This window comes from Caballeronia sp. EK, from assembly GCF_014384845.1.
Classification (GTDB): Bacteria; Pseudomonadota; Gammaproteobacteria; order Burkholderiales; family Burkholderiaceae; genus Caballeronia; species Caballeronia jiangsuensis.
The window spans coordinates 903,115-916,843 of the sequence record NZ_JACSUE010000002.1 but is presented as its reverse complement, the minus strand read 5'-3'; the positions used below and the strand labels follow the sequence as shown (position 1 = coordinate 916,843).

13 protein-coding genes and 1 pseudogene are annotated in these 13,729 nt (G+C 64.0%); 6 read left to right on the top strand and 8 right to left on the bottom strand.

Going from position 1 to position 13,729, the window contains the following annotated elements:
• The first annotated feature begins 86 nt into the window (after positions 1 to 86).
• The gene (locus IAG25_RS08610; protein WP_187604462.1) at positions 87 to 845 is read left to right on the top strand and encodes an SDR family NAD(P)-dependent oxidoreductase; all 759 of its coding nucleotides are present in this window, start codon (positions 87 to 89) and stop codon (positions 843 to 845) included.
• A gap of 27 nt (positions 846 to 872) precedes the next feature.
• On the opposite strand, the pseudogene IAG25_RS08605 reads toward IAG25_RS08610, so the two are convergent.
• Positions 873 to 1,345 (bottom strand): annotated as a pseudogene (locus IAG25_RS08605) (Lrp/AsnC family transcriptional regulator).
• A gap of 134 nt (positions 1,346 to 1,479) precedes the next feature.
• On the opposite strand from IAG25_RS08605, the gene IAG25_RS08600 reads away from it, so the two are divergent.
• From IAG25_RS08600 to IAG25_RS08590, 3 genes are all read left to right on the top strand, one after another.
• Complete coding sequence (locus tag IAG25_RS08600; RefSeq protein WP_035505086.1) at positions 1,480 to 2,853, top strand: amino acid permease; 1,374 nt, start codon at positions 1,480 to 1,482, stop codon at positions 2,851 to 2,853.
• An 11-nt stretch (positions 2,854 to 2,864) separates the two neighbouring features.
• A complete protein-coding gene (locus tag IAG25_RS08595) occupies positions 2,865 to 4,070 on the top strand; it encodes an amino acid aminotransferase (protein ID WP_187604461.1) in 1,206 nt (401 codons plus the stop codon).
• A 67-nt stretch (positions 4,071 to 4,137) separates the two neighbouring features.
• Complete coding sequence (locus IAG25_RS08590; protein ID WP_187604460.1) at positions 4,138 to 5,712, top strand: class I adenylate-forming enzyme family protein; 1,575 nt, start codon at positions 4,138 to 4,140, stop codon at positions 5,710 to 5,712.
• On the opposite strand, the gene IAG25_RS08585 is transcribed toward IAG25_RS08590, so the two are convergent.
• From IAG25_RS08585 to IAG25_RS08570, 4 genes are all read right to left on the bottom strand, one after another.
• Complete coding sequence (locus IAG25_RS08585; protein WP_187604459.1) at positions 5,666 to 6,607, bottom strand: 3-hydroxyacyl-CoA dehydrogenase NAD-binding domain-containing protein; 942 nt, start codon at positions 6,605 to 6,607, stop codon at positions 5,666 to 5,668. The genes IAG25_RS08590 and IAG25_RS08585 overlap by 47 nt on opposite strands.
• 2 nt (positions 6,608 to 6,609) lie before the next feature.
• Positions 6,610 to 7,530 (bottom strand): 3-keto-5-aminohexanoate cleavage protein, encoded by a 921-nt coding sequence (locus IAG25_RS08580; protein ID WP_187604458.1) that lies wholly within the window; start codon positions 7,528 to 7,530, stop codon positions 6,610 to 6,612.
• Between the two features lie 40 nt (positions 7,531 to 7,570).
• A complete protein-coding gene (locus IAG25_RS08575; protein ID WP_187604457.1) occupies positions 7,571 to 8,923 on the bottom strand; it encodes an MFS transporter in 1,353 nt (450 codons plus the stop codon).
• Positions 8,924 to 9,022: 99 nt separating this feature from the next.
• The gene (locus IAG25_RS08570) at positions 9,023 to 9,727 is read right to left on the bottom strand and encodes a Crp/Fnr family transcriptional regulator (protein ID WP_187604456.1); all 705 of its coding nucleotides are present in this window, start codon (positions 9,725 to 9,727) and stop codon (positions 9,023 to 9,025) included.
• Positions 9,728 to 9,816: 89 nt separating this feature from the next.
• On the opposite strand from IAG25_RS08570, the gene IAG25_RS08565 reads away from it, so the two are divergent.
• Together IAG25_RS08565 and IAG25_RS08560 are read left to right on the top strand one after the other, a co-directional pair.
• Positions 9,817 to 10,230: an acyl-CoA thioesterase gene (locus IAG25_RS08565; protein ID WP_187604455.1), complete on the top strand. Its 414-nt coding sequence runs from the start codon at positions 9,817 to 9,819 to the stop codon at positions 10,228 to 10,230.
• 11 nt (positions 10,231 to 10,241) lie between these two features.
• A complete protein-coding gene (locus IAG25_RS08560) occupies positions 10,242 to 11,015 on the top strand; it encodes an SDR family oxidoreductase (RefSeq protein ID WP_187604454.1) in 774 nt (257 codons plus the stop codon).
• Position 11,016: 1 nt separating this feature from the next.
• On the opposite strand, the gene IAG25_RS08555 is transcribed toward IAG25_RS08560, so the two are convergent.
• Genes IAG25_RS08555 through IAG25_RS08545 form a run of 3 tightly spaced genes read right to left on the bottom strand, consistent with a single transcriptional unit; the run spans position 11,017 to position 13,675 of the window.
• The gene (locus IAG25_RS08555; RefSeq protein WP_187604453.1) at positions 11,017 to 12,222 is read right to left on the bottom strand and encodes a benzoate/H(+) symporter BenE family transporter; all 1,206 of its coding nucleotides are present in this window, start codon (positions 12,220 to 12,222) and stop codon (positions 11,017 to 11,019) included.
• A 17-nt stretch (positions 12,223 to 12,239) separates the two neighbouring features.
• Entirely contained in the window at positions 12,240 to 12,518 is a 279-nt protein-coding gene (gene catC, locus IAG25_RS08550) for a muconolactone Delta-isomerase (RefSeq protein WP_035505070.1), read from the bottom strand.
• Positions 12,519 to 12,550: 32 nt separating this feature from the next.
• Positions 12,551 to 13,675: a muconate/chloromuconate family cycloisomerase gene (locus IAG25_RS08545; protein ID WP_035505068.1), complete on the bottom strand. Its 1,125-nt coding sequence runs from the start codon at positions 13,673 to 13,675 to the stop codon at positions 12,551 to 12,553.
• Positions 13,676 to 13,729: the final 54 nt, after the last annotated feature.

Below are 13,729 nucleotides of genomic sequence, written 5' to 3'. Positions count from 1 at the left end.
ACTTTTCGCACGGCCCGTGCGGATTGAAGTGGATTATCGATCGGCGCTCCGCTCGCTATTCTGTGGGCTTTGAAGGAGCGTGAGCCATGTCGAAGGAAAAGATCGCGATCGTCACGGGCGGCAGCCGCGGGCTTGGCCGAAACACGGTGCTGAGCCTTGCCGCGCGAGGCATCGACAGCATCTTCACTTATCACAGCAATGGGGCGCAAGCCGGGCAGGTCGCGGCGCTCGTCGCCGGGACGGGCCGCAAGGCGCGCGCGCTGCAACTCGATACCGGCGACACGAGCGCCTTCGACGCCTTCGTGAACGATGTGCGCACGACGCTCGCCGACTGGGGCGCCGACCGTTTCGACTTCCTCGTCAACAACGCAGGCACGTCGCATCACAACAGCATCGAGAAGACGACGGAAGCCGAGCTCGATGCGCTCTACAACGTCCACTTCAAGGGCGTGTTCTTCCTCACGCAGAAACTGCTGCCGCTGATTCGCGACGGCGGGCGCATCGTGAATATTTCCTCGGCCCTGACACGCATCATCGTGCCGGAGAGCGCGCCTTACGGCTCGATGAAAGGCGCGGTCGAAGTGCTGACGAAGTACATGGCCAAGGAACTCGCGCCGCGCAGAATCGCAGTCAACGTGGTCGCGCCGGGTGCGATCCAGACCGATTTCAGCGGCGGCATGGTGCGCGACAATCCCGAGCTGAACAGGCGCATCGCCGACATGACGGCGCTCGGCCGCGCGGGTCTGCCCGATGACATCGGACCGATGATCGCGTCGTTGCTGTCCGAGGACAATCGCTGGGTCAATGCGCAACGTATCGAAGTGTCGGGCGGGATGTCGATCTGAACATTGCGCAAGCGAGCGCGGGCCGCGCTATGCGTCCAGCGGCACCGCGCTCACGCACTTCAGCTCGTCGAGACACACGCTCGACTTCACACCGCTCACGCCGGGAATGCGCATCAGCGTATCGAGCAGAAACTCCGACAGCCCTTCAGATCCCGCGCAATCACCTTCAGCATGTAATCGATATCGCCGGTCACGGCGAAACATTCCTGTATCTCCGCGAGCTTGGCGACGACGTTCTTGAACTTCGCGAGATCGCGCACGTGGCCGCGTTCCATCGTCACCTGGATGAAGGCCACCACGCCGAAACCGAGCGCCTGCGCATCGAGCCGCGTCTCGTAGCCCTTGATCACACCCAGTTCCTCCAGCCTCCGATGACGCCGCAGCGTCTGCGCGGGCGACAGATTGATCGCTTCCGCCAGTTCGAGATTGGAGATGCGTCCGCGGGACTGCAGAATCCCGAGCAAACGCAGGTCGATACGATCGAACTCGATAGTCTGCAATTTTCTTTCTCCGATGAGCCCAATCACGAAATCCGGACGCGGAACCTAGGGTTTGTCTGCGCGCCTTAGGAAATCATATTGTGCCGTAACAAATTTACACTGATTCCCCTAAATTGAGCACAGGAGAGAGACACGTGGCACATGAGGGACACGGCACGCTCAAGCGCGGCCTGAAGAACCGTCACATTCAGCTGATCGCGCTCGGCGGCGCGATCGGGACCGGGCTCTTTCTCGGCATCGCCCAGACGATCAAGACGGCCGGACCGTCGGTGCTGCTCGGCTATGCGATCGCGGGCATCGTCGCTTTTTTCATCATGCGTCAGCTTGGCGAGATGGTCGTCGACGAGCCCGTCGCGGGATCGTTCAGCCACTTCGCGGACAAGTATTGCGGGCAATACGCGGGCTTTCTGTCGGGCTGGAATTACTGGGTGCTCTACATTCTCGTGTCGATGGCCGAGCTGTCGGCGGTCGGCATCTACGTGCAGTACTGGTGGCCGGGCATCCCGACGTGGGTGTCCGCGCTCGTGTGCTTCTGCGTGATCAACGCGATCAACCTCACGAGCGTGAAGTCGTATGGCGAGCTGGAGTTCTGGTTCGCGATCGTGAAGGTGGTCGCGATCGTCGGCATGATCGGCTTCGGCGGCTGGCTGCTCGTCTCGGGCGGCGCAGGACCGGAAGCGAGCGTCACGAACCTGTGGCGTCATGGCGGCTTCTTCCCGAACGGCGTCTCGGGTCTCGTGATGGCGATGGCCGTCATCATGTTCTCGTTCGGCGGGCTGGAACTCGTGGGCATCACCGCGGCCGAAGCGGACGATCCGTCGCACACCATTCCGCGCGCGACCAATCAGGTGATTTACCGCATTCTGATTTTCTACGTGGGCGCGCTGGGCGTTTTGCTTTCGCTGTATCCGTGGCAGAAGGTCGTGACCGGCGGCAGCCCGTTCGTGCTGATCTTCCATGCGATGAACAGCAACTTCGTTGCGCACGTGCTCAATGCGGTGGTGCTGACGGCAGCGCTGTCGGTCTATAACAGCGGCGTGTACTGCAACAGCCGCATGCTCTACGGTCTCGCGCAACAAGGCAACGCGCCGCGCGCGCTGCTCAAGGTGAACAAGCGCGGCATTCCGCTCATCGCGCTCGGCGTTTCCGCCATCGCGACGGCGGCGTGCGTGCTCATCAACTATCTGATGCCGGGCAAGGCGTTCGAGTTGCTGATGGGCCTCGTCGTGTCGGCGCTCATCATCAACTGGGCGATGATCAGCCTCATCCATCTGCAATTCCGCCGCGCAAAGGCGCGTGCCGGTGAGACGACCGTGTTCAAGAGCCTCGGCTATCCGCTCACCAACTATCTGTGCCTCTTGTTCCTCGGCGGCATTCTCGTGGTGATGTGCCTGATTCCCGACCTGCGCATGTCGGTCTATCTGATTCCGGTGTGGCTCGTGGTGCTGGGCGTGGGTTATGCCATTCGCAACCGTCGTCGCGCGAGTGCGGCGTTGTCGCGCGTCTGAAGGAGACAGTCATGTTCGAACACATCGATGCCTATCCCGGCGATCCGATCCTCTCGCTGAACGAAGACTTCGCGAAGGACCCGCGCGAAAACAAGGTCAATCTCAGCATCGGCATCTACTACGACGACGAAGGCCGTCTGCCCGTGATGCGCGCCGTGCGCGAAGCCGAAGCGCAGTGGCTCGCGCAACCCGCCGCGAAGCCGTATCTGCCGATGTCGGGGCTTGCAGCGTATCGCGACGCCGTGCAGTCGCTCGTCTTCGGCGATGACTCCGTGGCGCGAGCCGAAGGCCGCATCGCGACCGTGCAGACGCTCGGCGGCTCCGGCGCGCTCAAGGTCGGTGCGGATTTCATCAAGCGCTATTTCCCCGGCTCGCAAGTGTGGGTGAGCGATCCGACGTGGGATAACCATCGCTTCATCTTCGAGCGCGCGGGCTTCACGGTCGGCACGTATCCGTACTACGACGAAGCGAGCGGCGGCCTGAAGTTCGACGCGATGCTTTCGGCCATCCGCGATCTGCCCGCCAAAAGCGTGGTGCTGCTGCATGCGTGCTGCCACAACCCGACCGGCGTCGATCTGACCGATGCGCAATGGGTGAAGCTGATCGAAGCGATCAGGCAGCGAGACCTGTTGCCGTTCATCGACATGGCGTATCAGGGATTCGGCGCCGGGCTCGATGCGGACGCGTTCGCGATTCGCGAGCTCGTGCGTCAGAACGTGCCGGCGTTCGTCGCCAATTCGTTCTCGAAGAACTTCTCGCTGTACGGCGAACGTTGCGGCGCGTTGTCGGTGGTTTGCGAGTCGGCGGAATCGGCTCCTCGCGTGCTGGGGCAACTGACGAGCGCCGTGCGCGCGAACTACAGCAACCCGCCGACGCACGGCGCGATGATCGTCGCGCGCGTGCTCACGACGCCGGCGCTGCGGCAATCGTGGGAAGAGGAGTTGACGTCGATGTGCACGCGCATCGCGCGCATGCGCGGCGAGATTCACGCGCGGCTGCGCGGCAACGTGCCCGACGCGATGCTCGCACGATATCTGACGCAGCGCGGGATGTTCACCTATACGGGGCTTTCCGCCGAACAGGTCGATGCGCTGCGCGAGCGGCACGGCGTCTATCTGATTCGTTCGGGACGGATGTGTGTCGCGGCGTTGAACGAACGGAATGTGGACGCGACGGCAAACGCCATCGGCGAAGTGCTTTCGAAAGAGATCGCGTAGCCGCTCATTTTCACCTCATTCTCCATAAGCACACTGCATCCATCGCTCACAAAGGAGGGATGCAGTCATGGAAACCTGTGAAAAAGCGGCCTATCGGTCCTATGTCGATGTCCTGCTCGACCAACTCGATGCGCACGCCGATCGCGCGGTGCTGCGCTATCTCGACGAGGACGTGACGGGCGGCGCGCTGCGCGCGTCGATCTATCGCTATGCGCGGGCGCTCGCGTCGTTCGGCATTACGCGCGGCGCGCTCGTCGCGATGTTCGCGCCGAATTGCCCCGACGCGCTCGCCATCCGTTACGCGACGAACCTGCTCGGTGCGGCGACGATGTTCCTGCCCGCGATCGCATCGGCCGAGCAGCGCGCGGCCTTCGTGACGCGCATGCAACCGGCATTGCTCGTCGCGTTCGCGCAGACAAAACACCTGGTGCCCGAGCGCAGCGGCGCGCGTCTCGCTTATGTCGGCACGGGCCCGGCGCGCTCGCGTCTGGACATGCGCGCACGCGTACAGCACGATGTGCCCGTGCAAAGCCGCGCACGACGCGATGATCTCGCGGTGGTCGTGTCGTCGGGCGGCTCGACCGGCGCGCCGAAAGCGAGCCGCCGCAGCTTCGCGGTGTATTCGGCGATGGTGAGCGCGCCGAGTCCCGAGGACCGCCGTCAACTCGTCAACGGGGCGCTCGCCTATCTGTCGCAAGTGCTCGTCGACAACACGTTGATGGGCGGCGGCACCGTGGTGCTGAAACCCTCCTACGATCCCGCCGGCACGCTCGCGACGATCGAAGCCGAACGCATCACCGATGTGCTGCTCGTCGAGCCGCAACTCTTCGAAACGATGGATCACCCGGACGTCGATCGGCGCGATCTGTCATCGCTGCGCTCGATTGCGCATATCGGCGGATCGGCGCCCGCGATTCTGCGGCGGCGTGCGATCGCGCGGCTCGGACCCGTGCTCACGCACATGTACGGGGCGAGCGAGGCGGGGCTCGTGAGCGTGCTGACGCCATCGGATTATCTGGCCGATCCCGGTTTGCTGGACACGGCGGGCCGCATCCGTCCCGGTGTCGATGTGCGCCTGCGCCGCGCCGATGGCAGGTTCGCGCGCGAGGGGCAGCACGGCGCCATCGAGGTGAGATCGAGGGCGGTGGCGCAGGGCTATTACCGGCAGCCGATCGAAGCGGCGCAGAAGTTTCGCGACGGCTGGTGCCTGACGGGCGATATCGGTTTCATCGACGAAAACGTGCATCTGCATGTGCTCGGACGCGCCGCGGATGTCGCCGAGATGGATGGCGCGGTCATCGGTCCGGCGCGGATCGAAACGCCGCTGTGCGCGTTGCCCGATGTCCGCTACGCGCGCGCCGTGGCATCGGCCGATGTCGCGCGCGGATATCTGTGGGATGTCGTCGTCGTGCCGTGGGCGGGCAAGCGTGTCGATATCGCGCGATGCATGCGCGCGCTCGAATCGGCGTGCGGCGTGGACGTTGCGAAGGCCGTGCGGATGGCCGCCGTGCAACGCGTGCCGCTCACTGAGCAGGGGAAAGTGAATCGCGCGGCGATCGGGCGGTTATGCAGGGACGCGTCGAATGCGGGCGTCGTCAGCGAGGAGAGGCCGCGCGCTTCGCCTTCAGCAGTGCCAGCATGACGCGATCGCGCTCCGTTTCCATCGACGCCGACGACCGGCCATCGAGCGCCGTCTTCATCTCTTCGACGACTTTGCGCTGAAGTTCCGGCGTCAGTCGCGGCGTGCCGAGGTCATCCCACCAATCCTGCATCGGCGGGCCGAGATGATCGAGCGTATGCGCAATGCCCGCTTCGCCACCCGAGAGATGCAGGTTGGCGAACGGTCCCGACACCGCCCATCGCAGGCCGGGACCGTACGCGATGGCATCGTCGATATCCGCGACACTCGCCGCGCCGATCGACACGAGATGAAACGCCTCGCGCCAGAGCGCCGCCTGCAAGCGATTGGCAATGTGGCCCTTCAGCTCCTTTCGCGGATGGATGGGACGCTTGCCGATCGCCGTGTAGAAGCCCATCGCGCGTTCGAGCGACGCGGCCGATGTGACTTCGCCCCCGATCACCTCGACGAGCGGAATCAAATGCGGCGGATTGAACGGATGCCCGAGCACGACCCGCTCCGGATGACGGCACGCGCGCTGCATGCGGCTCATCAGGAGACCAGACGTGCTCGATGCGATCACGACATCTTCAGGCAGCGCCGCATCGATTCGTTGTAGCAGATCGAGCTTCAGGTCTTCGCGCTCGGGTCCGTTCTCCTGCACGAACTGCGCGCCGGACAGCGCGCTTTCCAGATCGTCGTGGAACGTGAGATTCGCTATGGAAGCGCCTTGCTCCAGGCCGATCTCTTCGAGCGTCGGCCAATGCCGGGCGACGGCCGTCATCAGCCGCTCGCGCGCGCCGGGCGCAGGGTCCGTCGCCGATACCGCGAGCCCGCGCGCCAGAAAATACGCGGCCCAGCTCGCGCCGATTACACCCGTTCCGACAACCGCCACGCGTTCGATACCGTTCGCCGTCATGTTCAATGCTCCATGTAGGCAGCGCCCGTTTCCGCGCGCAAGGGCTTAAGCCCGATGATCTCGCGCGCCTCGTCGGGCGTGGCCGGTTCGTATCCCATCTCGCGCACGAGCCGCACGAGCCGTTCGACCAGTTGCACGTTCGTCGCCAGTTGGCCGTGCCGGTAGTACAGATTGTCTTCGAGCCCGACGCGCACGTGCCCGCCCAGCAACAGCGAGTTCATCGCGGCGGGCAATTGCGCCGCGCCGATCGCGCTGACATTGAACACGGTATGCGCCGGAAGATGATCGACCATCGTCTGCAACAAACGCGGCGTGTAGGGCAGCGCGCCCTGAAAGGCATTCGCGCCGATGACGATGTTGATGAAATGCGGCGCATCGTCGAGGCCTTCGTTGAGCGCGCGCTGCACGTCCTGAACGATATCGGCGAGGCCGAACACTTCCCATTCGGGCTTGATGCCGCGTTCCTTCATCATGCCGGCGATCTGCCGGATGCGCGACGGCGGCGTCGCAACGAGAATCTCCTTGCCTTCGAAGCTCGCGATCACGGTTTGCGCATCGAGCGTGCACATTTCGACGCCATCGCCCTGCATGCCTTTAAGGCGCTCTTCCCACATGATCTCCCACAAGCCGTTGTCCAGCTCGCGGACCATGTCGCCGTTGATGCCGCCGCCCGTGGAGTTGTTCAGGACGATGTCGCACTTGTCGCGGATCAGCCGGTTGATCTCGCTGTAGATCGCGGGATCGCAGGTGGCCTGATCGTCCGGACGGCGCGCATGCACGGCGACGACGCTCGCGCCCGCGTTGTAGCAGCGGTAGGTATCGTCGGCGATTTCGCGAGGCTGCGTCGGCAGATTCGGGTTCATCGTCTTTGTCGCCATGCCGCCCGTGGGCGCCACCGTCACGATGACTTTGGGTTTGCTCATGATCTTTCTCTCCGGAAATAGGTTTTGATTCGTGGATGCTTCAGTTCGCGCCCGGACCGACGCGAAGCGCGCGCTTCGGCAGACCGATCAGCGTGGTCAGGCAACCGGCGAGCACGACCGCGGTCAACGCGAAGAGGCCGAGCTGAATGCTGCCCGTCGCGCCCTTGATCCAGCCGATCAGCGTCGGGCTGACGAAGCCGCCGAGGATGCCGAGCGAGCTGATCACCGCGATGCCCGCCGCCGCTGCATTGCGGCCGAGGTATGTCGGCGGGATCGACCAGAAGAGCGAGCCGCCGCCGAAAATGAAGAACGATGCAATGCACAGCAACGTCATCACCATGCCGACGCCCGAACCGGCGAACGACGTCGATGCCAGCGCGATCGCCCCGATGGCGAGCGTGCCGCCCACATGCCAGCGGCGTTCACCGAAACGATCCGAACTGCGGCTGATGATGAGCACGCCGAGCGCGCCGAAGAAATACGGCACGGCGGTGAACCAGCCGATCGTCGACAGACTGGCGATGCCGATGCCCTTGATCATCGTCGGCAGCCAGAAGGTCAGCGTGTAGACGGCGCATGCGCAGCAGAAGTAGATGAAGGCGAGCACGTAGGTCATCGGATCGGCCAGTGCTGCGAGCAGCTTGCCGTGGCCGCCGTGTGCGGCCTCATCCTTGTGATCGGCGCTCATCGCCGCGCGCACCGTTTCCTTCTCGGCGTCGTCGAGCCACGACGCTTCGGCGGGCTTGTTCGGCAACATGCGATACAGCAGGAAACCCATCAGCACGGTCGGCAGGCCTTCGACGATGAAGAGCCATTGCCAGCCGTGCATGCCGCCCAGTCCTTCCATGCCGCTCATGATCGTGCCGGACAACGGGCCGCCGAGCACGCCGGTGATCGGCATGCCGAAGAGAAAGAGTCCTGTCACGCGGCCGCGTCGCTGGCTCGGATACCAGTACGTGAGATACAGGATGATGCCGGGAAAGAAGCCCGCCTCGAAGATGCCGAGCATCAGGCGGATGGCATAGAACTGCCACGGCGCCGAGACGAACGCGGTCGCCGCCGAGGTGAGGCCCCAGAGCACCATGATTCGAAGAAACGTCAGCCGCGCGCCGATCTTTTCGAGCAGCAGGTTGCTGGGCACTTCGAACAGCAGATAGGTGACGAAGAAGATGCCGGCGCCGAGACCGTAGACGGCATCGGAGAACGCGAGATCCTGCTTCATCTGCAGTTGCGCATAACCGATGTTGATGCGGTCGAGAAACGCGAACACGTAAGCGATCAGCACGAGCGGCATGACACGCAGACTGATCTTGCGAAAGACCGCGTCTTCTTCCGAGCGGCCGGCTGAACTATCGATAACCGCCGCGCCGGTCAGCGAACGAATGCGATTCATTGCGTGTCTCCCTGTCTTGTATGACACGCATTATTTCGACATCCGTTTATGGCAACTGTCGATCGGGCGACAGTCCGGGTCAGCGTATACGCGAAGCCCTCATTGCGCGATGTCCTGCAACCCCGGCAGGTCGAGTATGACGATTTCGCCGTATTCGGCGCGCACGAGGCCGGCGCTCTTGAAGCGGCTCATCGCCTTGTTGCAGGTCTGACGCGACACGGCCGCGAGGTTCGCGAGTTCCTCCTGGGAAATGCGCAAATGATTCGTGCCGCCCGGATTCGACAGCGGATGAATCATGCCCACGAGCGCCCGTGCCACGAGGCTGTCGGTATCGAGCAGTCCGTGCGCGGCGGCGACGGCCATGAACCAGTGCAGGCGTTCATTGACCTGCAACAGCAGGAACTCGTTGAACGAGGGTTGACGTTCGCGCAGCCAGTTGAACGTGGCGGACGGAATCTGTGCGACACGGCTGTCGCGCAGCGCGATGAGATCGGACTGGCGCGGCGCATTGCGAATCAGCGTGCCTTCGCCGAACCAGCTTCCGACGGACTGGCCGCCGAGGGTCACGGTCTGTCCGTCGCGTGCGGTGATCGACCACTTGATGAGGCCTTCGAGCATGCCGAACCACATGTGCTGCCGCTCGCCATGATGCCCGAGCACCTGACCCATCGCGACGACGCGCTCCGAGGCCTCCGCGCGCACGCGCCCTTGCGCGGATTCGTCGAGCCGCGCGAACCACGCCGACTGCGCGAGCAGTTCGTCGAGCGTGAGCGATGGAACCGGCATGCGCTTGGGCCGGGTCATCGGGTCGCGCTCACGATTGTCGCGGGATCGACAGTGTCGCGAAGCCGGGACGGGCACAATGAAGGTAATCGAAGGGAGATCATGAGCTCATGAGCAAGGAAACTATCTACCGTATCGACGTGCAGTTCGGCGATTGCGACCCGGCGGGAATCGTCTTCTTCCCGAACTTTTCGCGCTGGATGGACGCCGCCTCGCACGATTATTTCATCCAGTGCGGCCTGCCGCCGTGGCGCGCGATGACGGACCTGCCGAACTGCATCGGCGCGCCGCTTCTGGAGATGCACACGCGCTTCCATACTTCCGTTACCTACGGGGAAACCGTCGAGGTTCATAGCAGCATCGAGGAATGGCGCGGCAAGGTGTTTATCCAGCAGCATCGGATCATGCGCGGCGACACGCTGATCTGCGAAGGCCGCGCGACGCGCGCATTGTGCGTCAAGCAGGCGGACGGACGCCTCAAGGCCGTTCCCATACCCGAGTTCATCCGCGCTGCCTGCGTATGACGGAGACTTCCATGACGATATCGACCGCTCAACGCGTGCTGGTGACCGCCGGCGCGAGCGGCATAGGCCGCGCGATCGCGCAGGCGTTCGTGTCCGCGGGCGCGAAGGTCTGCGTCTGCGATCTGGACGAAGCCGCGCTGCAGCAATTGCGTGCGCAGATGCCGGACGTCGTGACCCTCGTATGCGACATCGGCGATCGCATCGCCGCCGCGCGCATGGTCGATGATGCCGCGGCCGCGCTCGGCGGCATCGATGTGCTCGTCAATAACGCGGGCATCGCCGGTCCCGCCGCGAGTGTCGCGGACATGGACCCGGACGCGTGGGAAAACGTGCTGCGTGTGAATCTCACCGGCACCTTCATCGTGACGCAACATGCGATTCCTCATCTGAAGCAGTCTCGCGCGGGCACGATCGTCGTCATGTCCTCGCTTGCCGGCCGGTTCGGCTATCCGAACCGCAGCCCTTATGCCGTGACCAAGTGGGGACTCGTCGGGTTCACGAAGACGCTGTCGCGCGAGCTCGGCGAATTCGGCATCCGGGTCAACGCCATTCTGCCCGGCGCGGTGGAAGGTCCGCGCATTCAGCAGGTGCTCGCGGGACGCGCATCGGTGAGCGGCCGCAGCGTGGCCGAGGAGGAAGCGGCGGCGCTCGCGAATCAGTCGATCAAGCACTTCGTCGATCCGGCGGATATCGCCGCGCTCGCGGTATTTCTCGCATCGAGCGCGGGACGATCCATCTCAGGCCAGATCATTCCCGTCGATGGAGACTCGCAAAGCGCCTCGTGAGTCAGCGCGTGTGCTTCGCCCGTCCGAGAATCAGATGAGCGAGCGTGCCGAACACGATCCCCCAGAACGCGGAACCCAGCCCCAGAAAACTCATGTTGGACGCCGTGGCGATGAACGTGATGAACGACGCCTCGCGATGCGCCTCGTCCTGCACCAGCCCGACCACGTTCGCCACGATCGCGCCGAGCAACGCAAGCCCGGCGAGCACGGCGACGAACGCATTGGGCAGCGCGGCGAACAGCATCACGACCGTTCCGGCGAAACATCCGCCCACGAGATAGAAGAGTCCGTTCGCGATGCCCGCGATATAGCGTCGCCCGGGATCGCGATGCGCATCGGGCCCGGTGCACAGCGCCGCCGTGATCGCCGCGATGACGATCGTGATGCCGCCCGAGAACGCGACCAGCATCGACGCGAGGCTCGTCGTGAGGAGCACGGGCCGCGTCGGCGTGTGATAGCCGGAGGCTCGCAGGATCGCGAAGCCGGGCAGGAACTGACCCGTCAGACTGACGATGACGAGCGGCACCGCGAGACTCACGGTCGATTGCCAGGTCCACGTCGGCATCGTGAACACGGGGCGCGTGAGATGAATGCTGACCGACGAAAAATTCGTCAGGCCGAGCGCCACGGCGAGCGCGCCGCCAGAGAGCAGAACCAGAATGAGGCAGTAGCGCGGCGCCCATCGGCGGAAAACGAGGAAGCTCGCCACCATCCCGAGCGCGAGCCACGGCGTGAGCGCCACCGACTTGAACACATTGGTGCCGAACTGAAACAGGATGCCGGCCATCATCGCGCAGGCGATGCCTTTCGGTATGCGCTTGACGATCTGGTCGAACCATCTCGACACGCCGAGCGCGAAGATGCACGCCCCCGCGACGATATACGCGCCAATCGCCTCGCTCACCGGCATGCCGGGAAACAGCGTGACCAGCAAGGCCGTGCCGGGCGCGGACCACGCCGTGATGATCGGCTGCTTCAGCCACCAGCTCAATCCGATGCCCGAGACGGCCGCGCCCATCGAAATGGACCAGACCCACGACGCGACCACGTCGTTGCCGACATGCGCCGCGTGCGCAGCCTGAAAGAAGATCGCAAGCGGCCCGGCATACGAGATGATGACGGCAAGCAGCCCGGCGCTCACCGCCGCGACGGACCCGCTGCCTTTCGGCGCGGCCGACATCAGACCGGGTTCCGGGTCTCGCTTCATGAAATCCTTTTGCCGTGTCAGCGGATGGACGAAGGATGACGCGCGAGCGCCGTGACCTTCATCGTCATATAGGGAAACAAGGGCAGGCCCGAAAGGATGGTGTGCAGTTCATCGTGCGAATCGACATCGAAGACGCTGTAGTTCGCATACTCGCCGACGACGCGATGCAACTGCTGCCATTTCCCTTGCCGTTGCAGCTCCTGCGAGTATTCCTTCTCGCGCGCCTTGATTTCATCGGCTTTCGCGGCGGGCATGTCGTGCGGCAGATGTACGTCCATTCTTACGAGATAAAGCATAGTGTCCTCGATCAGGTGTTGAGTGTGAGCGTTCAGTGCTTGTCGCGGCGATAGAACGCGAGCTTTTCTTCATCGATCTGCAGACCGAGGCCCGGTCCTTCCGGCATGTGCAGATCGAAGTCGCGATACTGCGGGCGCGCCGTGACGATGTCGTCCTTCAAGAGCAGCGGCCCGAACAGTTCGGTGCCCCACGCGAGTTGCGGCAGCGCGCTGAAGCCATGCGCCGATGCAATCGAACCGATGCTGCCTTCGAGCATCGTGCCGCCGTAGAGCGACACGCCCGCCGCATCGGCGATGGCGGCCGTGCGCATCATTCCGTAGATGCCGCCGGACTTCGCGATCTTCAGCGCGAACACGTCGGCGCATGCATGACGTACGAGTTCGAGCGCGTCTTCCGGTCCCGTCACCGCTTCGTCGGCCATGATCGGCACGATGAAGCGCGCCGACAGCCGTGCGAGCGCGCCGCGCTGCTCACGCGGCGTCGGCTGCTCGATCAGGTCGATGCCCGCCGCTTCCAGCGCTTCGATGCCGAGCGCCGCATCGGTTTCGTTCCAGGCCTGGTTCACATCGACGGTGACCTTGGCGCGGTCGCCGAGCGCGGCCTTGATCTTCGACACATGCGCGACATCGTCGCGAACGCCGCGCCGGCCGATCTTCAGCTTGAACGTGTTGTGACGGCGTTCGGCCAGCAGCATTTCGGCTTCTTCAATATCGCGCTGGGTATCGCCGCTCGCGAGCGTCCAGAGCACGGGCAGCGTCTTGCGGACCGCGCCGCCGAGCAATTCGGACACCGGCACGCCCAGGCGCTTGCCCTGCGCGTCGAGCAGCGCCGTTTCGATCGCGGACTTGGCGAAGCGGTTGCCGCGCGCGATCTTGTTCAGCCTGAGCATCGCGCCGTTGATATTGGTCGCATCCTGTCCGACGAGCGCGGGCGCGAGGTAAGTATCGATGGTCAGCTTGATCCCCTCGGGACTTTCATCGCCGTAAGACAAGCCGCCGATCGTCGTGGCTTCGCCAAGGCCCTCGATGCCGTCGCTCGTGCGCAGCCGGACGATGACGAGGGTTTGCTGCTGCATCGTCGCCATTGCGAGTTGATGCGCGCGAATGGTCGGGAGGTCAACCAGAATCGCTTCGACGGATGTGATTTGGGCGTTCATACCTGGAATGTCGGAATGGAAGGGTTGCTGAAGTATTGCGCGCCCATTTGCCGC

Bases quoted from the DNA above. Each gene is read 5' to 3' on its own strand.
- IAG25_RS08545 (WP_035505068.1), bottom strand. From the start codon at position 13,675: ATGAACGCCCAAATCACATCCGTCGAAGCGATTCTGGTTGACCTCCCG.
- IAG25_RS08560 (WP_187604454.1), top strand. From the start codon at position 10,242: ATGACGATATCGACCGCTCAACGCGTGCTGGTGACCGCCGGCGCGAGC.
- IAG25_RS08555 (WP_187604453.1), bottom strand. From the start codon at position 12,222: ATGAAGCGAGACCCGGAACCCGGTCTGATGTCGGCCGCGCCGAAAGGC.
- IAG25_RS08610 (WP_187604462.1), top strand. From the start codon at position 87: ATGTCGAAGGAAAAGATCGCGATCGTCACGGGCGGCAGCCGCGGGCTT.
- IAG25_RS08580 (WP_187604458.1), bottom strand. From the start codon at position 7,530: ATGAGCAAACCCAAAGTCATCGTGACGGTGGCGCCCACGGGCGGCATG.
- IAG25_RS08590 (WP_187604460.1), top strand. From the start codon at position 4,138: ATGGAAACCTGTGAAAAAGCGGCCTATCGGTCCTATGTCGATGTCCTG.
- catC (WP_035505070.1), bottom strand. From the start codon at position 12,518: ATGCTTTATCTCGTAAGAATGGACGTACATCTGCCGCACGACATGCCC.
- IAG25_RS08570 (WP_187604456.1), bottom strand. From the start codon at position 9,727: ATGACCCGGCCCAAGCGCATGCCGGTTCCATCGCTCACGCTCGACGAA.
- IAG25_RS08595 (WP_187604461.1), top strand. From the start codon at position 2,865: ATGTTCGAACACATCGATGCCTATCCCGGCGATCCGATCCTCTCGCTG.
- IAG25_RS08585 (WP_187604459.1), bottom strand. From the start codon at position 6,607: ATGACGGCGAACGGTATCGAACGCGTGGCGGTTGTCGGAACGGGTGTA.
- IAG25_RS08575 (WP_187604457.1), bottom strand. From the start codon at position 8,923: ATGAATCGCATTCGTTCGCTGACCGGCGCGGCGGTTATCGATAGTTCA.
- IAG25_RS08565 (WP_187604455.1), top strand. From the start codon at position 9,817: ATGAGCAAGGAAACTATCTACCGTATCGACGTGCAGTTCGGCGATTGC.